The following is a 22,884-nucleotide window of genomic DNA, read 5'->3' on the forward strand; positions in this document are numbered from 1 at the left end:
TTTTTGCAGCAGGGAAGTTTTGTAAAGATAAGTAAGGTGAGGGAGATAGTTAACACTGGCTGTTTAGTCGGATAATTATCTACGGTATAAGTTGTTATCTTTTATCTCTCCCTGCGGCCGTATTAATGAAACATTTATTCACATTCAAGAATCTGTTCACTCTCGCCTTTATCGTCATTGCGGGATGTTCATCGAAACATGATTCTGGCCGTAACGTTGCAGATAATAATGAGCAGCAAAATAGTAACCTGGCAGAGCAACCCGATTTGATTCCGGTGCTCGCCGCTTTGCACGATCAAATGCACTCATGGCAGGGTACGCCGTATCACTGGGGCGGCACCAACCTGCAGGGCGTTGACTGCTCCGGATTTGTCTGGCGCACCTTAAAAGATCGCTTCAATATTCCGATGGACCGCGTCACCACCAAAGAGCTGATCGAAATGGGTAAGCCGGTGGCAAGAAATCAACTGCAAACTGGCGACCTGGTATTTTTCCGTATTCATAATGAGCTGCATGTGGGTTTTTATGATACTCAGGATCAGTTCCTGCATGCGTCAGTCAGTAATGGCGTGATGCGTTCGTCGCTGGATAATCCGTACTGGAAATCGGTTTATTACCAGGCGCGTAGGTTGAAAAAAGAAGTCGGGGCGGAAATTTCGTTTAATAGCGATAAGAAAAATCTCTTTCTTGCCAGTAAATAACCGACAACGATATATCGATCGCAGGATCGTGGCGTAATTATCACTCGGCGCCGACCTGACGATTTCCCCGGTGGGTCAGACCGGGGACGTTAACCCATTAACCATTCTTGCTAAGCCAGTTTTCCAGTAGCCGTAAACTGGCTTCCTTCAGACTGTTTTCTCTCCACACCAGATAGTAGGTCAGCTTGCCGCAGTCAACCTGGTGCGCTTCCATGGCGATCAGCGAACCAGCCTGCAGCTCGCTTTCAACCAAGACCCGTTGCGCCAGAGCAATTCCCTGACCTTCAAGCGCCGCCTGATACGCCAGCGCGGAGCTTTCCAGTTCACGCCAGCTCTGTTGATTCAGATCGACGCCAAACGCCTCACCCCAAATCTGCCAGTCATCCGGTCTTCCGCGCACGCTTAACAAGGTATGTTTATTCAGGCTGTCGGGCCGGAAACTTTCTTTTCTGCCCGGCGTCGGTCGACAGACCGGAACCAGCACGTTGCCAACTAAGGCGGTGGCATGGAGCTGCGGCCAGTCGCCGCTGCCCAGGCGGATGGCGGCATCATAATCGGTGGCATCGTCCCAGTCAGAGGCGGTGGTCAGCCGGATATCGATTGCCGGATGCGCCAGCTGAAATGACGTCAGCCTGGGGATCAGCCAGCGCGTGGCGAAGGTGGTAAAAGAGTGCAGGCGGATAACGGATTTCCCTGCGCTACGATGCAAGAGGCCGCCGGCCTTGCGTAAGCCTTCAAAATGCACGCTGACCTGCTGGTAATAGGCATTCCCTGCGTGAGTCAGCAGCAATCCGCGTCCCTGTCGACGGAACAGTTCAGTGGCAAAATGTTCTTCTAACAGGCGCAACTGCCGACTGACCGCACCGGGCGTCACCGACAGGGATTCCGCCGCGGCGCGCACGCTGCCGGTGCGGGCAACGGATTCAAAGGCGAGCAGGGCATTTAACGGTGGAAGTTCACGCACAGAAATTTCCCGATTTAGTTTTTCTCAATGATTGCGTAATTTTAATCGATTGTGGCGAGAACGCTATCGCAGCACACTCTCGGGACACCTCTCCTCCGTCCGGTTGAGAAGAACCTGTTCAGACGACAACCCAGGAAATCATCATGATCGATGTAATCAATCCCGCCGACGGCTCGGTGATCGGCCAGACGCCGTTAATGAGCCCGGCAGAGGTCGCCGAGGCGATCGACCGCACCTGTGAAGCCTTTCCGGCATGGGCGCTAAAAACCGCCAAACAACGCAGCGATATCCTGCGCCGCTGGTATGACCTTGTGCGCGCCGATAAGCGCGTGTTCGCCGAACTGATGGTCAGAGAAAACGGCAAATGCCTGAGCGAAGCGCTGGGCGAAATCGAGTACGGTTTGGGCTTTATCGAATGGTATGCCGAGGAAGCGCGACGCGTGTATGGCGACACCCTCCCGTCGCACGATGCCAATGCCTCGGTGCTGGTGATGAAGGAGCCGGTTGGCCCGACTGCCGCCATTACGCCATGGAATTTCCCCTTTATGATGATCACCCGCAAGGTGGCCACCGCGCTGGCAGCGGGCTGCACCATGGTGATCAAACCGGCAGAAGAGACGCCGCTGACGGCGTGGAAGTTACTGGAATATGCGCGCGAAGCCGGTATTCCGTCCGGGGTGTTTGAAATGGTCACCGGCGATCCGCAAGCGATAGGCGAAGCCTTTACCCGCGACGAGCGTATCCATAAGGTGTCGTTCACCGGTTCGACCCGCGTTGGAAAGATCCTCGCGAGCCAGTGCGGCACCACGCTGAAAAAAATGACCCTGGAACTGGGTGGCAATGCGCCATTTATCGTCTTCGACGATGCCACGCTTACGGACGCGGTAGCCGGCCTGGTCAGCGCCAAGCTGCGTAATTCTGGACAGGTGTGTATTTCGCCCAACCGGATCTTTGTGCAGGAAGGCATTTATTCCCGTTTTGTAGAGCAGCTCATCGCGGCCGTCTCGAAAATTCGGGTGGACCAGGGCATGCAGGAGGAATTTGATGTCGGGCCGCTGATTAACCAGCAGGCGGTGAAGAAAGTCACGTCGCTGGTGAACGATGCCATTGACCAGGGCGCGACCGTCCATCTGGGTGGGAAACTGCATGAGAAAGGCGGATTATTTTTCCAGCCGACTATCCTCGGTGATTTAGACGACAGCTCAGCACTGCATAACACCGAGATTTTCGGCCCGGTATTCGCCCTGTATCGCTTCAAAACCGAGGAAGAAGCGATCCGTCGCGCCAACAACACCGAATATGGCCTGGTGACCTATGCCTGGACCAACCAGCTTGGCCGCGCTTTCCGCCTGTCGAAACAGCTGGAAGCGGGGATGATCATCATGAATTCCGGCTCGGTCGGCACCGCGTCGGTTCCTTTCGGCGGCATCAAGCATTCGGGATATGGTCGTGAAGGTGGGCATTACGGTATTGAGGAATACGTGCAGGTGAAATATGTGCTGATGGCAGGACAGCAGCATTAATCCTGTCTGGCAGTCGCCGCTGCCATATTCTTCGGGACAACAATTCATTCTGTGACGGCCATCAACCCAATTGCTGGCTATCTGTTTATACTGCGATGGTAGGCTACCATACAAGATAAACAGTATAGCGAGAATTTATCATGCAAATGACGATGCGTTGGTTCGGTCCGGAGCAGGACAAAATCCCCCTGGAGTATTTCCGTCAGGTACCGGGCGTGGAAGGCGTGGTTGGGGCACTGTACGATGTCGCCGTCGGTGAAGTCTGGCCGGAAGAGAAGATTGCCGCGCTGGTGGGGCAGGCTCAGGCCGCAGGACTGACGATGGAAGTGATCGAAAGCGTGAATATTCACGACGACATCAAGATTGGCCTGCCAAGCCGTGACCGTTACATCGCCAATTATCAGCAAACTATCCGTCATCTGGCCAAAGCGGGTGTGAAGGTGATTTGTTATAACTTCATGCCGGTATTTGACTGGATGAAGACCGATATGAACTACGTGCTGCCAGACGGTTCCCTGACCATGGCCTTCGAGAAGAAGGGTATCGACAAGAGTCTGGAAGAGGTGGTGAAAGAGGTTCTGGAAAATTCCAACGGGTTTGCCTTGCCAGGCTGGGAACCGGAGCGTCTGGGTAAAGTGCAGGAGCTTTTTGCCCAGTATAAAGACGTCGATGATGTAAAACTGCGTGAAAATCTGGCCTACTTCCTGAAAGCGGTGATCCCGGTGTGTGAAGAAGTCGGTGTGAAGATGGCGATCCACCCGGACGATCCCCCGTATTCCATTTTCGGCCTGCCGCGCGTAGTGAAAAACCGCGACGATCTGGACTGGATCTGTAACGCGGTCGATTCCGAGGCAAACGGCATTACGCTCTGCACCGGTTCCATTGCGGAAGATCCGGCTAACGACGTGTACGGCATTCTGGCTGAGTTTTCGCGTCGTAAGCGCATTCACTTTGCCCATGTGCGCAACATCAAAATCATTCAGGACAAGGATTTCTACGAATCGGCGCATCCCACTCAGTACGGTTCCCTGAATATGCTGAAGGTCATTCAGTCGCTGCACGACAATGGCTTTGATGGCTATATCCGTCCGGATCATGGCCGCTTTATCTGGGGCGAGACCGGTCGTCCGGGCTATGGTTTGTACGATCGTGCATTAGGCGTTACCTATCTTCTTGGCTTGTGGGAAGCCGTCAGCAGTAAATAACCTCTCCAGCGGGGAGCTTTCCCCGCTATTTCCCGGTGTCGGCTTACAGATAGATAACATCATTATGAGGGATCATTATGTCGCCTGTATTATCACTTACATGGGTTCTGCTAGGGATTGCGTTATTAGTCGTACTGAATCTCAAATATAAATTTCATAATATCTTTTCGCTGTTGATTGCCGGCGTGCTGGTGGCGATTTTAGAGGGGATCCCGCTAGATAAGATTGTTTCCACGGTACAGCAGGGTATTGGCAGTATCATGGGCCACCTGGCGCTGATTATTATCTTCGGTGCAGTGATCGGTAAGTTTATGACCGAATCCGGTGCCAGCCAGCAAATTGCCGACACGGTAATCCGGCGCTGTGGCACGCGATATCTGAGCGTCGGGCTGATGTTTATCGGGGTCATCTTCGGTATCGCCATGTTTTACGAAGTGGCCTTCCTGATCGCTATGCCGCTGGTGATGAATATCGCCAAAAAAGCCAACATCCCCTATATGAAGCTGGTGATCCCAACTGTTGTCGGTGCAACTATGGGACACAGCCTGTTCCCGCCGCAACCGGGGCCGGTGGCACTCATCAGTGCCTTTAATGCCGATATCGCGCAGGTCTATCTGTATGGCGTGCTGGTGATTATACCTGCGCTGTTTTGTGCCGGGATCCTGCTGCCTAAATTCCTGCCGGGCATTAAAAACATCCCGCTCAATTCGATGATCAAACCCGTTGCCGAGTTAGATCCGCAGTCGCTGCCTTCGTTTAAAACCAGCATTATGGTGCCGCTGATCCCGGCTATTTTGATGATTCTGGCATCAATAATTAAGCCACTGGCCAGCAAGGGGACCTTACTGACGCAGTTATGTGATTTCCTCGGCAGTGCGGAAATCAGCATGTTAATTGCTACTTGTACCGCCATCTGGTTCCTCGGTATCCGACGTGGGATGACCGCGGACGCCGTAACAAATAACGTCAGCCTGTCGATTTCGCAGATCGCTAACGTGCTATTTGTGATCAGCGCCGGCGGGATACTCAAACAGGTGATTATTGATTCGGACGTTGGCGACAGCATTGTCCACGTGATGAGCAGCGTGCCGTTCTCGCCGTTTGTGATTGCCTGGCTGATTACCGCCGTCATTCGCATCCTGACCGGTCAGGGTGCGGTGGCCGCCATTACCTCCGCCGGGATTGTGGCACCGATGGTCGGTGCCTTCCATCTTAATCCGGCATTGATGGTGCTGGCCGTAGCCTGCGGCAGTAACACCATTACGCTGATGTACGACGGGGGTTTCCTGCTGTTTAAGGAGACGTTTGGCATCTCGATGAAAGACACCTTTAAGACCTGGGGATTGCTGGAGTTAATTAACTCGGTGGTCGGCCTGGGGATGGTGCTGCTGTTAAGCCTGTGGATCCACTGACACCCGTTCGTTCTGAAGACGCAACCCCCGCTGCAAACGGGGTTGCGTTTTTATCACCCCTTCCGCTTAGCGGCTGAGCGTGGCGTTCAGCGCATCAATCGACGTTTGTAACCCCGCCTCGACGCTCATGGTCAGATCTTCCATCTCCAGCGAAACATAGCCGTCGTAGCCGGTCATACGCAGCACCGAAAAGAACTCTTTCCACCAGCGCAGATCCTGGCCACAGCCGACCGCGACATAGTTCCAGGTGCGGGTTTTGGTGTTGGTCACCGGCTGATACTCCATCAGCCCATCGATGTCGGCCAGCCCGCGTTCGATGCGCGCATCTTTGCCATGAACATGGTAAACCGCACCCTCAAGCTTGCGCGCTGCAGCGATAGGATCGGCGCCCATGGCAATCAGGTGCGAGGGGTCGAGATTCATCCCGATCATCTCGCCGACCGCCTCCCGCAAACGCAGTAATGTCGATGGGTTAAACACCAGCTGGCAAGGGAACTCTTCGATCGCAATCTGCTCAATGCCATGTTCTCTGGCATGGGCGACAAATTTCTTCCACCACGGAATAGCCACTTTGTTCCACTGATAATCAATCACTCCTGGCATATAGCCCGGCCAGGAAACGGTTGAGGTGATCCAGTTGGGTATACGATCTTCCGGTCCGCCGCCGGGCAAACCGCTCATCATCACGATCTTTTTAACACCCAGCTTGCCTGCCAGCTCAACGGTACGATAGCTGCTTTGCGTGTGTTGCTCGCCCAGCTCACCCGGCGCTAAAGGATTCCCTGAGCAGTTAAGGGCAACAATCTCCATTTCACGCTGGGCAAGCGCGTGACGAAACTGGTCGAGCTTTTCTGCCGAGGAGAGCAGTTCTTCAGTATTGACATGCGGGCAGGGCGACCAGCCGCCGGCCGTCATTTCAACGCCGGTAATGCCGTAGCTTTTAACTTTATCCAACATTTTCTCAAACGATAAATCAGCCAGAACGTCGGTACAAAGGGCGAGTTTCATAACATATCCTTATTCAGAGTCAGAGCATCGTTATAACAGAGAGATGAATGAAAGCGACGCAGCGGAAAAAAGCGTGATTTCAGACTGTGCTGAAGATCAATTATCTGAATACAAAAAGAGAAATAGCCGTGACGGTCATCCCAGTTACGGTTTAACGCGTTGACATAGCAAGAATGGAGAGAAGCGAAATAAGCGAAAAATGGGCCGAAAAAAGATAACGCGACGGGATTCAGGAAATCAGTTGCGTAGTTTTAATTAACACGCAAAATTGGTCGTACAACAGGCCGCAAGAATAGCGACAAACTCAGCGGAGGCGCCATGCTGACTTTTTGCAGTAACCAACAGCCTTCATCAGGCGGTTTTGCCCAGGACAGTCGTCCCCGGCTGATGTTCATCTGCAAACATCAGGGAAAAGAAGCGGCTAAACCGAGGATAATGCACAAGCATGACGAGCGTTTTGAACTGATGTTTGTGGTTGAAGGGACGGGAAGCTACAACATTGATGGACGCGGTTATCAGGTCAAACGCGGTGACCTGATGCTGTTTAATGTCGGCGTGTTGCATGATGAAAACCCGCATGCGTCAGACGATCTGTTGCTGTACAGCTGTGGTGTTGAGCAGCTGAAATTTGAAGGATTGCCGGTTAACGTTCTGACGCCACGTTCGCACATTGCGGTGATGCCCAGCGGTGAGTGTTACGATGAGATCCGTCATCTTTTTGAGCAAATGTGGCGACACGTCAGCGCTAAAAAGCTGCATGGTGCGGACATTGGCAACAATCTGTTGAACGTATTGTTACTGCTTTGCCGCAGCCTGTGGATCGAAAATACAGCGCTTGATGACACCACGGAAGTATTATTGGGGCAGCGCATTAAAGATTATATCGACGATCATTATAAAGAGGATATCGACCTGAAATCGATTACCGCGGCCATCAGTATGAGTCCGTTTTATCTGGCCCATGTCTTTAAGGATTTCTCAGGCTACTCGCCCAAGCATTATCAGAGCCGTCGCAGAATAGGTGAGGCGCAGAACTTATTACTCAGTACCGAACTGGGCGTGACGGAAGTGGCGAATGCGGTGGGTTACGATAACGTGAATAACTTCCACCGCATATTTAATAATATGGTGGGGATCCCACCGGCCAAATATAAAAAATACTGGCTAACCGGTCAGGCTAAGGCCTGACGATACACCTGCAAATTGACGTTTACCGCGTTCAGTAGCGGCGTGCTGACGCTGTTCCTTGACGCGCGCAGCAGCAAATCGCCAATCACCTGGTCTGACTCAATGTCATAGCCCTGGCTCAAATCGCGGTACATCGACGAGGTCATCGGCGTGTCAGGGTTGCTGAGGATGGCGTAAATTTTGGCGGTCACCGCCGGGCGAGGGTGATAGCCATCGGCGCTGATGACCGCGAGGATCTCGCTGAACACGCCCTGCAACAGCGCTTCGCCGCCTTGTGACCGCAGGATCTGCTGAGTGTTGCCGCGTGACAGGCAGGTGACCGCGCCCAGCGTGCTGAGCAGCAGCCACTTTTCCCACAGCTCGCTGATAATGTCGTCGCTGAAAATCGTCTCTAAGCCGCAATCGCTTAACGCCGCATCGACCCGCTGCAGGCGCGCGTCATTGTTGCCATCCAGCGCGCCGTAATAAATTTGCTGCAGCGGCGTCATTTGCACCACTTCGCCATTGGGCCCCAGCGTGGCGATGATTTTGCACAGGCCACCGATGACACGGTGCTCGCCAAAGCGATCGCGCAGGGTGTCGATATGGCGCATGCCGTTGAGGATCGGCATGATCAGCGTCTCCGGCCCGACCGCCGGCGCGATATCCTGCATGGCCTGTTCAAGGCCGAAGCTTTTGACCGTCAGGATAATCAAATCAAACGGCCCGTTGAGCGTGCTGGCCTGCGCCAGCTGCGGATGCAGCGTCTCGGTTCCACTGGGCGTTTGTAATATCAGCCCGTTCTGCTGCAACTGCTGCAGGCGACGTTCGCGTACCAGAAAGGTTACATCACGACCGGCCTGCGCCAGACGTCCACCAAAATAGCCACCGGTTGCTCCGGCACCCACCACCAGAATACGCATTATGTGATCCTGTTAAGTCATCAAGAGAACCCCTACCTTAAAACGCGTCGGCAGGCGTTGCCAGCAGAGAAATGTTTCATTCATCTGAGCACGCTGTGTGCTGCTATTCCTCAGATTGTCGCGTAGTCTGGCGAGTCCGGCGCCGCCGTGCCATTCAGCCGGTATTACGGTTACCGTCTTTCACTGAGGAGCAGTTCCATGTTTCACCTGATTTTCAGTTTGCCTTCGCTGTACGTTATCACGCGTTTTATTGGCCCAATGCCCTGGCCGCTGTCCGTCCGGCTGGCAACGGCGCTGTTGCTGCTGATCGCTTCTCAGTACCATCTTTTCTGCCGCTTTTCGTCCGGCAGCGTATTTGCGCCGGAAATGCCGCGCTTTATCGTTATTCTGTTTAACTGGGCGTTTTGCGCCATCTTCCTGATTGCGCTGATGCAGATCGCCACCGATGCGGTCGCACTGATTTCGCTGATCGTTCAGCACAAAATCGCCATTCTGCCGGGCTACCGTTACGCCATCGGACTGATTGCCGTGGTGCTGTCGGCGTATGGCGTGCATCAGGCGATACGGGTGCCGCCGGTGAAAAACATCACTGTGGAAGTCAGCGGTCTGCCGGCCGAGTTTGAAGGCTATAAGATTGTGCAACTCACCGATATGCACATCAGCCGCTTGTTTCCTGCTTCCTGGTCGGCGGCCGTGGTGAAAAAAGCCAACGGACTGGGCGCGGATCTGATTGCGATAACCGGCGATGTGATTGACGGTACCGTTAACAATCGCCGGAAGGATGTTGAACCGCTGCGTGACCTGAGCGCGCCGGATGGCGTGTATGTGATCACCGGCAACCATGAATATTTCTTTGAACAGAAAAAATGGACGGAACACCTGATCCAGCTGGGGATGAAGTCGTTGCCGAACAAGCATGCGGTCATCAACCGCAACGGTGCTAAGCTGCTGCTGGCTGGCGTGAACGATCTTTCCGCCAGCAACCGTTCTTCCACCTCATCCGATCTCGATCAGGCGCTGGAAAATGCCCCGGTCGGCGCGCCGATTATCCTGCTGGATCATCAGCCGAGAAATGCCCGCCAGGCCGCGGCACGCGGTGTTCAGCTGCAGCTTTCTGGCCATACGCACGGCGGATTGATTTCCGGGCTCGATCGGTTCTTCGCACCGGCGAACGGCGGTTTTGTTTCGGGATTTTATGATGTGGAGGGGATGACGCTTTACGTCAACAACGGTACCGGTCTGTGGCCGGGCATGGCGCTGAGGTTGGGACGTCCTTCGGAGCTGACGTTGATCACCTTAAAAGCCCGCCGCAGCGAGCCCGCAAAAGAAGCCGTGCCTGAGACGGTGGCCCTCGCCAGTGAGTAAAGACTGAATGTCCCGGCTCTGCGAACTGCTGTTGCGCAGAGCCGGGCGTTTGGATCAGTTCAATCGCGATCCCGACTTACTCAACCGCAATCGGTTTCTCATCGATCTTGGCCGGCTCATCTCCCTGAATCGTTTTAACCCGCTGTTCAACTTTCTGCACCGCCGCCGCGTCTTTCAGCAGGGAATAGGTGAGGGTGAATTCGGTGCTCTGGCCCGGTTGCAGTTGCTTAACCCGACCCTGTTCTTTTTCGATGGTCACCGGATAGGCGTAGTTGGTGCCCGGTTCAATGCCGGTGACATAACCCTGTTTCAGCGTGTCGGTATTCTTCCACATGGTCAGCAACGGCAGTTGATGGGTATCGAACTCAATCGACGCGCCTTTATCCCCTTTACTGTTAATCACCGCGGCCAGCGTCTTGCCACCTTTGTCCGCTTTCGGCTTCAGGTTAAACACCATCTCATCAAAGTCTTTGGTAGGCGCACCATAGGTTGACCAGCCATCCAGCCCTTTTTTGGCATAGTCATTAAACGGCGATACCGATTCCAGCGGAGCGATAAAGCGGGCGTTCTTCTCGAGGATCGGCGTACCAAAGTTACTGTGATAAATAATCTGGTAATCGTGCGGATAATCCGCCTGGTTGGTCAGCACGTCATGGACGGTAAAGGAGTCGCTGCCCGGCGTATAGCGCAGTTCAGTCCAGGTCTCCAGATTGGCTTTCTTGAAGGTATGTTCCTTCAACAGACCGCGGATGCGGATCTGGTGCGGCGCCTGGTCATCAACAATCACCTCGACTCTTGATGCTGGTGTATTGCCTGCCTTGCCATGCAGCGTATAAATAACGCCGTCTTTGGTCACCGGATGGCCGGTCCACTCAAAGCCGCAGCGCACCATCATTTCGTTGAAGCCTTCCAGCCAGCCGAGGCCGTTGCGACTCTCCAGATTTATATAAGCCGGATTAACCACTTCGTTCACCGGGGAATCCCACCCTAAACGCACGCCATGACCCTGCACATGCAGTAAATCCATGCCTCGGGTTGGGCTGAGGGTGATAGTCAGGCCGTTGGCGCTGGTCAGGGTAATAATTTTCGATCCTTCCTGCTTGCCGCCGTGCAACACCTGCTGTTCGATGCTGAAGTTCTCTCCGCCAGCCTTCAGCTGATCGCTGGAGATTTTCCAGTTTCCCTTTTCAGTACTGGTGCTTGTGTCCGTCAGCACCCAGGTTTTAGCTGGGGTCTGGGTACTGATTACAGCGAGTAGTGCGAGAGCCAGGGTACGTTTTTTCATTATTATCTGCCTTTTTGCTGAATTGATTTAGCTGAAAACGTCCCGAGAGTACAAAGCACTGAGCATTAAAAACGTGAACAGGGTCACCGCAAGGTAAATTCGTTGAAAAAGGCGGCAGAACTTAGAGTTTCATCACGAAATCATGAGCGTTATTTTAGTTTTCATCAACGGGATGTGACCTGGAAGAGGACGAAAAGCGAAAAGCTGAACTCGATTCAGCTGGCTGTCCGGCGAATGTCCTTAGCTGGCCATCGGTCTGATTCGGTCCGGACGTCCGATCAATCCTGCGGGCAACACCTGACTTTCCGGGCGCTTTAGCCGGGGAAAGTTTCACCGGCTGGCCATCAGCGGGTAATTCATCGTCTATGATTATTTTTTACCATGAGTGCCTGAGAACCGGACTCCACCGCGTTTTTTCTTCTCCACCATTATTGCTTTTGCCCATTGCTGGCTTAAACGAGGGAATCGAATGGCGTCCAAATCTTTTATCAAACGTTGGGGTAGTGAGATCGTTGGCGACGGAAAAGTCCGCTTTCGTTTGTGGGCGACCGGGCAAAAAGAGGTGATCTTAAGGCTTGCGGGTGAAGATCATCAGATGACGGCGCAAGCCGACGGATGGTTTGAATATCAGGCCAGCGGCGTTTCAGCAGGGGCGGAATATAACTTCGTGCTGGCCGATGGCATGGTGGTGCCCGATCCGGCATCACGCGCGCAAAAGTCGGACGTTAACGGTCCCTCGCTGGTGGTCGATCCTGAGCACTACATCTGGCATAACGCCGACTGGAAAGGCCGTCCATGGTCTGAAAGCGTGGTTTATGAACTGCATATCGGCACCTTCACGCCTGAAGGGACCTTCGCCGCCGCCAGTGAAAAGCTGCCTTATCTGGCCGGCCTCGGTATCACCATGATTGAAGTTCTGCCGTTGTCACAGTTCGGCGGCAGTCGTGGCTGGGGTTATGATGGCGTGCTGCTGTACGCGCCACACTCGACGTATGGCACACCCGATGATTTTAAGGCCTTTGTCGACAGTGCCCACCATCACGGCATCTCGGTGGTGCTGGATATCGTGCTCAATCACTTCGGGCCGGAAGGCAATTATTTGCCGCTGCTGGCACCGGACTTCTTCCATAAAGAGCGGATGACGCCATGGGGAGCGGGCATCGCCTATGATGTTGCGGCCGCCCGCGACTATATGGTTGAAGCGCCGCTGTTCTGGCTGGAAGAGTACAACCTTGACGGCCTGCGCTTTGACGCCATCGACCAGATTGAAGATAGCTCGGAGAAGCATGCGCTGATTGAAATTGCCGAACGCATCCGCCATCAGTTTCCTGACCGCCATATCCATCTGTCGACCGAAGATTGCCGCAATGTCACCTTCCTGCATCCGCGCGCGGCGGACGGCTCGGCGCCGTTGTTTACCGCCGAATGGAACGATGACTTCCACAATGCGGTACATGTCTTTGCCACCGGTGAAACCCATGCCTATTACCAGGATTTTGCCCGGCAGCCCGAAAAGCTGGTGGCCCGAACGCTGACCGAAGGCTTTGCCTATCAGGGCGAAGTGGCGCCGCAGTCTGGCGAGAAAAGGGGCGTCAGTAGCCTCAGTCAACCGCCGGTGACCTTTATTGATTTCATCCAGAACCACGACCAAATCGGTAACCGCGCGCTCGGCGAGCGGCTTATCGATCTGGCGGGTGCCGGGCGCACCCAGGCGCTGCTGGCGATGCTGCTGCTTTCACCGCATATCCCGATGCTGTTTATGGGCGAAGAGTATGGCGAAACCCAGCCGTTCCTGTTCTTTACCGACTTCCATGGCGATCTGGCCAAAGCGGTGCGCGAAGGGCGGGCACGGGAGTTCGCAGGACATGCCGGACACGAAGGCACCCGCGTCCCCGATCCTAACGACAAGCAAACCTTCGTCAGCTCAAAGCTTGACTGGGAGAAACTCACCCGTGAAGACGGCAAGCAGTGGCTGGCACTGACAAAACAGCTGCTGACGCTGCGTCAGCAATATATCGTGCCGTTGCTGGACAAGGCCCGCGGAAACAGCGGCAAGGTGCTGAAGACGGCGGAAGGCTTCCTCGCCGTCAGCTGGACCTTCCCGGATGGCACGCTGTCTCTGGCCATCAATCTGGCTGAAACCGCTCAGCCGCTGGTTGACCTTCCGGGGGAAACCCTGTTCGCCTGGCCTGCCGCTGAAGAAACGCTGGCGCAAAACGCCATTATTGTCCGTCTGGACAGGGAGAGCTGAAGTGACCATTCCCGCTGCAACTTACCGAATTCAATTCCGTAATGGCATGACCTTCGATCGTGCCGCCGATCTGGTGCCTTATTTACTGCAACTCGGCATTAGCCACCTGTATGCGTCGCCGATATTTACCGCCACCCAGGGTTCAACCCACGGCTATGACATTACTGATGCCAATGAAATCGATCCGGATATCGGTGGCCGCGCCGGTTTTGACCGCATGGTCAGGGCGTTAAAAGATGCCGGACTGGGCCTGATCCTCGACATTGTGCCGAACCATATGGCGGCCTCGCTGGAAAATCCCTGGTGGCGTGACGTTATTGAACACGGTGAAAACAGCCGCTATGCGCGCTATTTCGATATCGACTGGTCGCGGCGGCTGACCCTACCTTTCCTTGGAGACACCTTTGACGTCGCGCTGGAAAAGGGCGACATCACGGTCAAAGCCGATCCTGAAACCGGTCGTCCGGCGTTGGCCTATTTCGACAGCTTCTATCCGCTGACGCCGGAAAGCTGGCAAGGGAATGAGCAGGCGATCCTGCAACTCACCGACAAACCGGCCATTGCGGAACTGCATGACCGTCAGCCCTGGCGGCTGATGTCGTGGCGCGATGCGCCAGAAGAGCTCTCCTACCGTCGCTTCTTTGAAATTACCGGTCTGGCGGGCGTGCGGGTGGAAGATCGCGCCGTGTTTGATGATACCCACCGGCTGATCCTCGAACTGGTGCATGCCGGCGCGGTTGACGGACTCAGGGTGGATCATGTGGATGGCCTGGCCGATCCGAAAGGCTACCTTGAGCTGTTGCGCCAGCAGGTTGGCCCGGACTGCTACCTGACCGTTGAGAAAATTCTGGGTGAGGGTGAGGTTATTCCGGCGGACTGGCCGATTTCCGGCACCACCGGCTATGAATTTATCGCGGCGATATCTGATGCGCTGGTCGACGGCAAGCAGATCGGCACCTTGCGCAAAGTCTATGAGCGGGTGATTGGCCGACAGGTTGATATGGAGGCGGAACTGCGCGCCGCCAAAATGCTGATGGCGGACCGAAATTTCGCCGGTGAGTTCAGCACCTTGCTGACGCTGGCCACCGGGATTGCCAACAAAGAAAACGTCAGGCTGGACGAGGAAACCGGGCGGGAAGCGCTACGCGAACTGCTGATCGCTTTCCCGGTGTACCGCACCTACGGCACCGAAGAAGGTCTGCCGGAAGAAGGCACTGAAATGCTGCACCAGGTGGCCGGAGAGGTTAAAACGGGCGAGAACGTGCCTGATCGTGGCGCGGTAGATTTTCTCACCCGTATCCTCGCGGGCAAGGTGTCAGACGGTGCCACGGAAGAGGCGGATACCTTCCGTACCCGTTTCCAGCAGCTTACCGGACCGCTGATGGCGAAATCGGTAGAGGACACCTTGTTCTTCCGTCAGCATATGGAGCTGGCGCTGAATGAAGTCGGTGCCGAACCCTTGCCGCGCACCTTTACGCCAGAGCGTTTTCATCAGGAGATGGCGCAGCGGCTGCAACTTCAGCCCGATGCGATTTCCAGCACCTCAACCCATGACACCAAACGCGGTGAGGATGCCCGCGCCCGACTGTATACGCTGACGGAAGCGCCGCACATCTGGCAGGCGTGCATCGTTCGCTGGCAGCAGATGAATCAGCATAAGGTCAGCAAGCTGGCGGATGGCCTGGCGCCGAAACCGGCGGTAGAGTGGATGCTGTATCAGGCGCTGGCTGGCGTCTGGCCGGCTACGCTTGAGCCGCAGGATCAAGCGGGCTTAAAAGCGCTGGAAGAACGCTTCCTCGCCTATGTGGAAAAAGCCCTGCGCGAAGCGAAGCAGCGCACCGACTGGGCCGACACCAACGAACCCTACGAACAGGCGGTATTCGACTATACCCGCCATCTTCTCGATCCGCAGAATCAGACCTTCCTGCAGGACTTCCACCGTTCGCTGCAACCCTTTGTGCGGGCGGGGCTGGTCAACAGCCTGACCCAGTCGGTGATTAAGCTTGTCGCACCCGGCGTACCGGATATTTATCAGGGAAGCGAAGCGCTGAATTTCAGCCTGGTCGATCCTGATAACCGTCGCGATCCTGATTTTCCGCTGCTGCAACACCAGCTGACGGCTGACAGCGTATTGCCATCGTCCTGTGAAGAAGCCGACTGGCGCAGCGGCAAGCTGAAACAGCAGGCGATCGCCCGACTGCTGCATCTGCGGCTGGATAATCCTGAGCTGTTCAGAAAAGGCGAATATTTGCCACTGCAGGCCAGCGGAAAGCAGGCGGAGAACATTCTGGCCTTCGCCCGCAGCGACGGGGCTAACGCAATCATTGTGATCCTGCCGCGACTGGTGTTGGGTCTGGTGGGTGAAAGCCTGTCTGCCGGGCCGAAGCAATACTGGAATAACGCTGTGATTAACCTGCCGCCTGAGCTGGCTCAGCGTCGTTATCGCGATGTGCTGACCGGGGAAGAACACTTCCTCAGCGGCCGCTTCAATTTAGAAAATATTGAATGCGTTACCCCTGTGATCCTTCAGGGTTGATTGAAAAAAAACAATCTAAAAACCGCAGTCACATTAACGTTTGCAATGGAGAGTGGCATGTCTAACGGTAAACCTTACGGGATCACCGCGGGTAACAGCCTGCGTCTTGGCGCTAATTATGATGGCAAGGGGGTGAATTTCGCGCTGTTCTCCGCTCATGCCGAACGGGTCGAACTCTGTCTTTACGATCCAACCGGGGTATTTGAAATCACCCGGCTGGATCTGCCGGAATACACCGATGAAGTCTGGCACGGCTATGTGCCGGATCTGCAAGCTGGCGCGCTGTATGGCTATCGCGTGTATGGCCCTTACGATCCGGAAAATGGCCACCGCTTTAATCCTAACAAGCTGCTACTGGATCCTTATGCCCGTGAGCTGTCTGGTGAAATTGAGTGGGACGAATCGCACTTCGCTTACAACCTGTATGATGATGACAAAGACCTGACCTTCGACGATCGCGACAGCGCGCCACATACGCCAAAATGCCGGGTTATCGACCCCGATGAGTTCAACTGGCAGGATGAGAATCGCCCGGTGATCGGCTGGCCGGAAACGGTGATTTACGAAACCCATGTGAAGGGCTTTACGCAGCTCAACTCCGCCGTACCGGAAGCTATCCGTGGTACTTACGAAGGTATGGCGCATAAGGCCACCGTCGATTACATCAAAAACCTGGGCATTACCTCCGTTGAACTGCTCCCGGTTCACTGGTTCCCGGACGATCAGCATCTGCTGGAAAAAGGGCTGAAGAACTACTGGGGCTACAACACGCTGAATTTCTTCTCGCCCGCCAGCCGCTATTTCGGCCCGAATGGCATTCAGGGTTTCCGCGATATGGTGAAGGCTTATCACGATGCCGGTATCGAGGTGATCCTCGACGTGGTGTATAACCACACCGCCGAAGGCAATGAGCTGGGTCCGACGCTGTCATTCAAGGGCATCGACAACTACTCTTATTACCGCACCTTTCCCGAACAACACCGCTATTACATCAACGATACCGGTACGGGCAACACGGTAAACACCTCGCATCCGCGCGTCTTGCAAATGATTATGGATTCGCTGCGCTACTGGGCGGAATCGATGCATATCGACGGTTTTCGCTTCGATTTAGGCACCATTCTTGGCCGCGAGCCGGAAGGTTTCGATCAGCGCAGCGGCTTCTTTGACGCCATAATGCAGGATCCGGTGCTGTCGAAACTGAAGCTGATTGGCGAGCCGTGGGACATTGGGCCTGGCGGCTATCAGGTGGGCGGATTCCCGCCGGGCTGGGCAGAGTGGAATGACAAATATCGCGACACGGTGCGCGAATACTGGAAAGGTGACAACGTCGCGTCTGAGTTTGCTGCACGCCTGCTGGGCTCCGGCGACTTATACGATTTGCGGGGCCGTCGGCCATGGGCAAGCGTCAACTTTATCACCGCCCATGATGGCTTCACGCTTAACGATCTGACGTCCTACAACGACAAGCACAACGAAGCCAACGGCGAGGACAACAACGACGGCCATAATGATAACCGATCGTACAATTATGGTGCCGAAGGCCCGACCACGGACGAAGGCATTAACGCGGTGCGCGATCGACAGCGCCGCAATTTCCTCACCACCATTCTCTTCTCTCACGGCACGCCGATGTTGCTGGCCGGCGATGAGTTTGGCCGCAGCCAGCTGGGCAACAACAATGGCTACTGTCAGGACAGCGAAATTTCCTGGGTAGAGTGGGACAAAGTGCCGGATACCGGTGCGGCACTGCGCGAATTTACCCGCCAGGTGATCAAGCTGCGTGCAGAACAGCCGTTGCTACGCCGTGAAAGCTGGCGCGATGGCATGGATATTAAGTGGTTCAATGCCGGCGGGGGTTTCCAGCAGCCGGATCAGTGGGACGAAGGCGTTACGCTCGGGGTGTATATTGGCCGCCCGGATCTGCATACCGAAGAGGGCATCTGGCATGACGTGCTGATGCTGTTTAACCCGTATGAGGGCAACGTACCGTTCCAGATCCCGCAGTTTGGTGAAGGTGGCTGGGTGCTTGAACTGACCACCGCCACCTCGTTGACCGCAAAACCGGGGCTGGTGATTACCCGGGAAAAGGATTTCGAGCTGGAAGGGCGCAGCATTGCCTTATTCAGAAGGCCATAATGGACGACAAGGAATAATGCGTGTCAGATGTAACGAATATGTAATCAGATGAGAATATCTTCCTGAAAGTTCCGTTAGTTGTGGCGGAACCTTTCTTAACAAGAATTTAGCAAGTTTAGCTAAAACGATTAACGAGAAAGGGAGTTAAGTAGACCTGACGGCGCAATTCGCCGGACGTGCGCAATAACCGACAGGGCGGAACATTCCCGTCGACCTGACAGCAATAATAATGCCGCCTTATCGGTTTTGAACTGGAATACTCAGGAGTCACAACATGAAAGATCTCGTTAACGATGTTTTATCCATCTTCTCACCACAAAGCGTTAAGCCTGTCCTGATCCGTGCAGGGTTAACCCATCGCGAGATTGCCTCCATGCATCCAGTTGGCGTAACACAGGTCAGTTGGGTGACCTCCATGGAAGAGCTTAACGATGCCTTTGTGAAAAAAGCGATGGAAGCGGGAGCCGCGGGTTATCACATTACCGATGTGGAGTCTCACAAGCCGGGAAACGATGACCAACATGTGCTGGCCGCCAAAGCCACGCTGTATTATGTTGCTGAAAAAGCGGCTAATGGCTGATGTTTTTATCTGACAACAACGGAATAAATAAACACCGCAGCTCGTAACCGAATGCGGTGTTTTTTTTCGCCTTAAATAGCGCGACTGTCATAGCTAAGATTGGCTTCATCAATACTGTCGCCATGTTCCATCGCCCACTGACACAGCGCCTCAAAGGGGCCGCGTAATGAATGCCCCAGCGGCGTAATGGCATATTCCACGCCAATCGGCGTTGTCGGTAACACGGTGCGCGTCACCAGACCATTTTTTTCCAGCCGTTTCAACGCATCAGCCAGCGCTTTATGGGTGATATTCAGCCGTTTTTTAATTTCGTTAAAGCGGGCAGGCTGCGGGCAAATCACGGTCAGGATCATGATCGTCCATTTATCGGCGATTTTATTCAGCACCGGACGAACCAACTCCATATCGGCGCGGCTTTTCTCAAACAGCCTGTCCAGCTCGGTATACTCAACCATATCTTGTATCCTTCAGGTGCGTTATTGATATCAGATATAAGAAGTATATCATCCATTCTCTACGCTAATGAGGAGAGAATGATGAGCAAAATGACGGATAAAGTTGCCCTGATCGTGGGGGGTGCCAAAGGCATCGGTCTTGCCATTGCTGAACGGCTGACCGCAGAAGGCGCGGTGGTGTTCCTGACGGGCAGGCGTGAAGAGGAAGTGAACGCTGCGGTTACGCAGTTGGGCGCGAGCGTGACCGGTTTGGTAGCCGATGCCGGAATACAGAGTGATATTCAGCAGGCGATTGCCACCATTACGCAACGCAAAGGCAAGATTGACCTGCTGGTACTTAACGCCGGCATGAGCACGCCCGCATCGTTGGCGGAAGAAACGGCCGGGCACGTCAATCAACTGTTTAGCGTCAATGTGCAAAGTCACGTCACGTCATTTCAGGCCGCGCTGAGTTCGCTCAATGACAAGGCCTCGGTGGTGTTGATTGGCTCTGTCGCCAGCGGACTGGGTGTGGCGGGGTACGGCACCTACAGCGCCACCAAAGCCGCGCTGCGATCTTATGCCCGCACCTGGAGTCTGGAACTGGCACCGCGCGGCATTCGTGTCAATGTGGTGGCGCCGGGCCCAACCGACACCGATATGATGGCCGCCGTGCCGGAAGCGGTTCGCCAGACGCTGATCGCGCCGATCCCGCTAGGGCGCATGGCACGTCCGCAGGAGGTGGCTGCTGCGGCGTCCTTCCTGTTAAGTGAGGATGCGAGCTTTATTACCGGCGTGGAACTGCTGGTGGATGGCGGCATGGCGAATAACCTGACCTGATTCCCTCTGGCCGCGATGGGCAAACCATCGCGGCTAATTACGCTGGATAATGAGTGAGAAATATTCTGTCCGCGCAAGCTAAGAAAGGCGATTTTTAGCGGGTGATAATCCGCGTTCCCGGAATAGTTAAGGCGAAATCAGGCCCGAAGACTTTTGCGGGCGTTTGAAAACCCGGTTGATGGTCACCATTCAGCACGCGGGATACAGCCGCTATGGCGGCGAGGGGGGTATAAGAGTACCCATTCACCGTTTCAATCACCGCATCGTGAATCTCTCCGTTGGCTGCGGTGATTTCTACCAACGCGCGCGCAATACTTTTTTCTCGTTCTTCAGGCGTCGGGCCATCAGGCAGCTGGGATAAATCACCTGAAGGAAACGCGTCGCCGCTCACGTGCACATACATTTCAATATTGGGGATGCGGGTTGAATGCCAGGCAGTCACAAGGTCACCAAAGGAGAGCGGTAAGCACTCAACTTTGCCTTCGCCAAAATCAAACCACTCGGTTGCGCTGTTCGCTTTGGTCGTCAATACCCCGTTTACCCGGGCAAGCAAACCTGCACTGATAATTTCTCCTGCACTTATCGCCGATCCCCGCGACATCGATCCGGCTACCTGCAGCGCAATTCTTAGCCTTACCGGTGTATTAACCTGTTGTGCCAGCATGACCGACAGACTATCAGTCGGCACCACATCCCAGCCCACGCCAGCCATCAACATACTCCCCGACGACAACGCCGACTCATTTAACGATTCGGCCAGACGGTAGACGTTAATCTCAGCAGTGATATCAAGATAATGGATCCCCAGCTGAATACAGGCTTTCATCAGTGGCTCAGCCGTCTGGGCAAACGGGCCAGCACAGTTGAGAACCACGCTCACGCTCTGCAATTCCTGAGCAAGCCTGTCCGCGTCATCTAACGTGAAGACTGATGCCTGAAGTTTCAGCTCGCTCGCCAACTCGTGCAGCTTAACCGGGTTCCTTCCGGCGAGAATGACATTCAGTCCGGCTGAGGTTGCCTGTTCGGCAATCATGCGCCCGGTGTAACCCGTCGCGCCGTAGATCAGTAGTGTTTTCATGATGGCGTGTGCTGCCAGCTTTTATAGACGAATTCAAGCGTATGACCGTCGGGATCGATCACCCCGGCGGCGTAATAGCGTGGGTCATAATACAGGCGTGCGCCAGGCGCGCCATGGTCTGTGGCACCCGCCGCTATCGCCGCGGCATAGGCAGCATCTACCTGGCTTTCGCTGTTCGCCACAAAGCCAACATGGGTAGCGCTTCCGCCGGGTAGACCCGTGCGCAGCCAGAAGAAAATCCGGCCATGTGCACCAAACCCCTTCAGGTTGGGATGGCCCGGCGGTCCGTCTTTGCCGTCGTAGTCCAAACGGACGGTGATGCCGAGCGGTGCCAGTGTCTGAGTATAAAACGCGACGGAATGGTCGGTATCGTTAACCGCCAGAAAAATATGATCGAGCATAGAATCCCCTTACTGGATTAAATTTGATAGTGGCCAGCGACTCTGGATGACGTGCAAGACATTCAGAGTAGGGAAAACGGGCGGATGCGGATTCCGTGTTCCTGCTCGATTCTTGCCTTTTTCTGCTTTATGCTGCCTTACGTTGTTTCGCGGAAGGATGAAAAGGTGTTTAACCTGCAGCTTGATGAATTGCGCGAACTGGCGGCCCATGCCAGAAACTGGCGAACTGAAACCGGCATCCCCCGTGTGGCAATGGTGCAGGGCAATGTGCCGGCTGAGGCGCTCGCCGCCGTGTATGAACCGATGATTAACCTGATCCTGCGCGGCAGTAAGTCGATGACCGTGGGAGACAGAGTCTTCAATTACGATCCCGCCTCGTACTTTGTCATGTCGGTGGATTTGCCCGCCATCGGCTCGGTGCATCCCACAGAGCGTGGTGAGCCATATCTGGCCGTCAGCCTGACCATCGACCCACAGCGTGTTGCGGCGATGATCGAGGATCTGCCACCGTCAGCGATGCAGGAACGACCGGACGGTGGGGCATTTTCAGTTGCCTCGGTGACGCCTGAACTGCTGGATGCCTGGGTCAGGATGCTGCGCCTGATGAAAACCCCTGAGGATATCGCGGCGCTGGCACCGGGATACGAACGAGAGATCCTCTACCATGTGTTAAAAGGTCCGCACGGCTGGATGCTGAGGGATATTGCCTCGCCGGGGACGATGCTGGCGAGGATTGGTAATGCGATTCACTGGTTGCGGCACAATTTTGCCGAAGAGTTTATTGTCGGGGCGCTGGCAGAGCGGGAGGCAATGAGCGTTTCCGCGTTTCATCGCCACTTCAAAGCCGTCACCGCGATGAGTCCTGTCCAGTATCAAAAGCGGGTGCGGCTTCTGCATGCCCGCCGTATGCTGCTCGGCAGGCAACAGAGCGTCACCTTTGTGGCTCAGGAAGTTGGCTATAAAAGCGTGCCGCAGTTTAACCGCGATTATGCCCGCGTCTTCGGTCTCCCGCCGCTGAAGGACGTCACGCAGCTGCGCAAGGCGATCAACGTACGCGACGGGCAGGGGTAAT

19 protein-coding genes are annotated in these 22,884 nt (G+C 54.9%); 12 read left to right on the plus strand and 7 right to left on the minus strand.

Annotation, left to right across the window (positions count from 1 at the left end; translation table 11 throughout):
• Positions 1 to 125: 125 nt before the first annotated feature.
• Positions 126 to 701, plus strand: a complete 576-nt coding sequence (locus EBC_RS12470; RefSeq protein ID WP_013202151.1) for a C40 family peptidase — start codon at positions 126 to 128, stop codon at positions 699 to 701.
• A 97-nt stretch (positions 702 to 798) separates the two neighbouring features.
• On the opposite strand, the gene EBC_RS12475 is transcribed toward EBC_RS12470, so the two are convergent.
• Complete coding sequence (locus EBC_RS12475; protein ID WP_013202152.1) at positions 799 to 1,665, minus strand: LysR substrate-binding domain-containing protein; 867 nt, start codon at positions 1,663 to 1,665, stop codon at positions 799 to 801.
• 143 nt (positions 1,666 to 1,808) lie between these two features.
• Here EBC_RS12475 and EBC_RS12480 point away from each other — a divergent pair, with 143 nt between their 5' ends.
• The 3 genes from EBC_RS12480 to gntP all read left to right on the plus strand — a co-directional run bounded on the left by EBC_RS12480 (position 1,809) and on the right by gntP (position 5,805).
• Complete coding sequence (locus EBC_RS12480) at positions 1,809 to 3,188, plus strand: NAD-dependent succinate-semialdehyde dehydrogenase (RefSeq protein WP_013202153.1); 1,380 nt, start codon at positions 1,809 to 1,811, stop codon at positions 3,186 to 3,188.
• Between the two features lie 140 nt (positions 3,189 to 3,328).
• The gene (gene uxuA, locus EBC_RS12485) at positions 3,329 to 4,393 is read left to right on the plus strand and encodes a mannonate dehydratase (RefSeq protein WP_013202154.1); all 1,065 of its coding nucleotides are present in this window, start codon (positions 3,329 to 3,331) and stop codon (positions 4,391 to 4,393) included.
• A 77-nt stretch (positions 4,394 to 4,470) separates the two neighbouring features.
• A complete protein-coding gene (gene gntP / locus EBC_RS12490) occupies positions 4,471 to 5,805 on the plus strand; it encodes a gluconate permease GntP (protein WP_013202155.1) in 1,335 nt (444 codons plus the stop codon).
• Positions 5,806 to 5,871: 66 nt separating this feature from the next.
• Here the strand turns inward: gntP and EBC_RS12495 are convergent, their stop codons facing one another.
• Positions 5,872 to 6,813: a sugar phosphate isomerase/epimerase family protein gene (locus tag EBC_RS12495; RefSeq protein WP_013202156.1), complete on the minus strand. Its 942-nt coding sequence runs from the start codon at positions 6,811 to 6,813 to the stop codon at positions 5,872 to 5,874.
• A gap of 318 nt (positions 6,814 to 7,131) precedes the next feature.
• Between EBC_RS12495 and EBC_RS12500 the strand changes: the two genes are divergently transcribed.
• Positions 7,132 to 8,001, plus strand: coding sequence for a helix-turn-helix transcriptional regulator (locus tag EBC_RS12500; protein ID WP_041692004.1), 870 nt, complete (start codon positions 7,132 to 7,134; stop codon positions 7,999 to 8,001).
• Here the strand turns inward: EBC_RS12500 and EBC_RS12505 are convergent.
• On the minus strand, positions 7,986 to 8,903 hold the full coding sequence (locus EBC_RS12505; RefSeq protein ID WP_013202158.1) for a ketopantoate reductase family protein: 918 nt from the start codon (positions 8,901 to 8,903) through the stop codon (positions 7,986 to 7,988). The genes EBC_RS12500 and EBC_RS12505 overlap by 16 nt on opposite strands.
• Positions 8,904 to 9,101: 198 nt before the next feature.
• Between EBC_RS12505 and EBC_RS12510 the strand changes: the two genes are divergently transcribed.
• Positions 9,102 to 10,268, plus strand: coding sequence for a metallophosphoesterase (locus tag EBC_RS12510; RefSeq protein WP_013202159.1), 1,167 nt, complete (start codon positions 9,102 to 9,104; stop codon positions 10,266 to 10,268).
• Between the two features lie 76 nt (positions 10,269 to 10,344).
• Here the strand turns inward: EBC_RS12510 and EBC_RS12515 are convergent, their stop codons facing one another.
• A complete protein-coding gene (locus tag EBC_RS12515) occupies positions 10,345 to 11,553 on the minus strand; it encodes an aldose 1-epimerase family protein (protein WP_013202160.1) in 1,209 nt (402 codons plus the stop codon).
• 469 nt (positions 11,554 to 12,022) lie between these two features.
• Between EBC_RS12515 and treZ the strand changes: the two genes are divergently transcribed.
• The 4 genes from treZ to EBC_RS12535 all read left to right on the plus strand — a co-directional run bounded on the left by treZ (position 12,023) and on the right by EBC_RS12535 (position 19,059).
• Complete coding sequence (gene treZ, locus EBC_RS12520) at positions 12,023 to 13,804, plus strand: malto-oligosyltrehalose trehalohydrolase (RefSeq protein WP_013202161.1); 1,782 nt, start codon at positions 12,023 to 12,025, stop codon at positions 13,802 to 13,804.
• 1 nt (position 13,805) lies between these two features.
• A complete protein-coding gene (gene treY, locus EBC_RS12525) occupies positions 13,806 to 16,340 on the plus strand; it encodes a malto-oligosyltrehalose synthase (RefSeq protein ID WP_013202162.1) in 2,535 nt (844 codons plus the stop codon).
• A gap of 57 nt (positions 16,341 to 16,397) precedes the next feature.
• A complete protein-coding gene (glgX, locus tag EBC_RS12530) occupies positions 16,398 to 18,479 on the plus strand; it encodes a glycogen debranching protein GlgX (RefSeq protein ID WP_013202163.1) in 2,082 nt (693 codons plus the stop codon).
• 274 nt (positions 18,480 to 18,753) lie between these two features.
• The gene (locus EBC_RS12535) at positions 18,754 to 19,059 is read left to right on the plus strand and encodes a YdgH/BhsA/McbA family protein (RefSeq protein ID WP_013202164.1); all 306 of its coding nucleotides are present in this window, start codon (positions 18,754 to 18,756) and stop codon (positions 19,057 to 19,059) included.
• Between the two features lie 71 nt (positions 19,060 to 19,130).
• Here the strand turns inward: EBC_RS12535 and EBC_RS12540 are convergent, their stop codons facing one another.
• Positions 19,131 to 19,514 (minus strand): winged helix-turn-helix transcriptional regulator, encoded by a 384-nt coding sequence (locus tag EBC_RS12540; protein ID WP_013202165.1) that lies wholly within the window; start codon positions 19,512 to 19,514, stop codon positions 19,131 to 19,133.
• A gap of 81 nt (positions 19,515 to 19,595) precedes the next feature.
• Here EBC_RS12540 and EBC_RS12545 point away from each other — a divergent pair, with 81 nt between their 5' ends.
• Positions 19,596 to 20,333 carry an SDR family NAD(P)-dependent oxidoreductase gene (locus EBC_RS12545; protein WP_013202166.1) on the plus strand — a complete coding sequence of 246 codons (738 nt, stop codon included), beginning with the start codon at positions 19,596 to 19,598 and terminating at the stop codon, positions 20,331 to 20,333.
• 94 nt (positions 20,334 to 20,427) lie between these two features.
• Here EBC_RS12545 and EBC_RS12550 read toward each other — a convergent pair whose 3' ends face one another.
• The gene (locus EBC_RS12550) at positions 20,428 to 21,411 is read right to left on the minus strand and encodes a saccharopine dehydrogenase family protein (RefSeq protein WP_013202167.1); all 984 of its coding nucleotides are present in this window, start codon (positions 21,409 to 21,411) and stop codon (positions 20,428 to 20,430) included.
• Complete coding sequence (locus tag EBC_RS12555; RefSeq protein ID WP_013202168.1) at positions 21,408 to 21,812, minus strand: VOC family protein; 405 nt, start codon at positions 21,810 to 21,812, stop codon at positions 21,408 to 21,410. Before EBC_RS12555 ends, EBC_RS12550 begins: the two co-directional genes overlap by 4 nt.
• A gap of 129 nt (positions 21,813 to 21,941) precedes the next feature.
• On the opposite strand from EBC_RS12555, the gene EBC_RS12560 reads away from it, so the two are divergent.
• The gene (locus EBC_RS12560; RefSeq protein WP_049789654.1) at positions 21,942 to 22,883 is read left to right on the plus strand and encodes an AraC family transcriptional regulator; all 942 of its coding nucleotides are present in this window, start codon (positions 21,942 to 21,944) and stop codon (positions 22,881 to 22,883) included.
• Position 22,884: the final 1 nt, after the last annotated feature.

It is taken from the genome of Erwinia billingiae Eb661 (genome assembly GCF_000196615.1).
Lineage (GTDB): Bacteria > Pseudomonadota > Gammaproteobacteria > Enterobacterales > Enterobacteriaceae > Erwinia > Erwinia billingiae.

Excerpts from the sequence above, each read along its gene's own strand:
- EBC_RS12470 (WP_013202151.1), top strand. The coding sequence starts at position 126 with ATGAAACATTTATTCACATTCAAGAATCTGTTCACTCTCGCCTTTATC.
- EBC_RS12480 (WP_013202153.1), top strand. The coding sequence starts at position 1,809 with ATGATCGATGTAATCAATCCCGCCGACGGCTCGGTGATCGGCCAGACG.
- uxuA (WP_013202154.1), top strand. The coding sequence starts at position 3,329 with ATGCAAATGACGATGCGTTGGTTCGGTCCGGAGCAGGACAAAATCCCC.
- gntP (WP_013202155.1), top strand. The coding sequence starts at position 4,471 with ATGTCGCCTGTATTATCACTTACATGGGTTCTGCTAGGGATTGCGTTA.
- EBC_RS12495 (WP_013202156.1), bottom strand. The coding sequence starts at position 6,813 with ATGAAACTCGCCCTTTGTACCGACGTTCTGGCTGATTTATCGTTTGAG.
- EBC_RS12500 (WP_041692004.1), top strand. The coding sequence starts at position 7,132 with ATGCTGACTTTTTGCAGTAACCAACAGCCTTCATCAGGCGGTTTTGCC.
- EBC_RS12505 (WP_013202158.1), bottom strand. The coding sequence starts at position 8,903 with ATGCGTATTCTGGTGGTGGGTGCCGGAGCAACCGGTGGCTATTTTGGT.
- EBC_RS12510 (WP_013202159.1), top strand. The coding sequence starts at position 9,102 with ATGTTTCACCTGATTTTCAGTTTGCCTTCGCTGTACGTTATCACGCGT.
- EBC_RS12515 (WP_013202160.1), bottom strand. The coding sequence starts at position 11,553 with ATGAAAAAACGTACCCTGGCTCTCGCACTACTCGCTGTAATCAGTACC.
- treZ (WP_013202161.1), top strand. The coding sequence starts at position 12,023 with ATGGCGTCCAAATCTTTTATCAAACGTTGGGGTAGTGAGATCGTTGGC.
- glgX (WP_013202163.1), top strand. The coding sequence starts at position 16,398 with ATGTCTAACGGTAAACCTTACGGGATCACCGCGGGTAACAGCCTGCGT.
- EBC_RS12535 (WP_013202164.1), top strand. The coding sequence starts at position 18,754 with ATGAAAGATCTCGTTAACGATGTTTTATCCATCTTCTCACCACAAAGC.
- EBC_RS12540 (WP_013202165.1), bottom strand. The coding sequence starts at position 19,514 with ATGGTTGAGTATACCGAGCTGGACAGGCTGTTTGAGAAAAGCCGCGCC.
- EBC_RS12545 (WP_013202166.1), top strand. The coding sequence starts at position 19,596 with ATGAGCAAAATGACGGATAAAGTTGCCCTGATCGTGGGGGGTGCCAAA.
- EBC_RS12550 (WP_013202167.1), bottom strand. The coding sequence starts at position 21,411 with ATGAAAACACTACTGATCTACGGCGCGACGGGTTACACCGGGCGCATG.
- EBC_RS12555 (WP_013202168.1), bottom strand. The coding sequence starts at position 21,812 with ATGCTCGATCATATTTTTCTGGCGGTTAACGATACCGACCATTCCGTC.
- EBC_RS12560 (WP_049789654.1), top strand. The coding sequence starts at position 21,942 with ATGCTGCCTTACGTTGTTTCGCGGAAGGATGAAAAGGTGTTTAACCTG.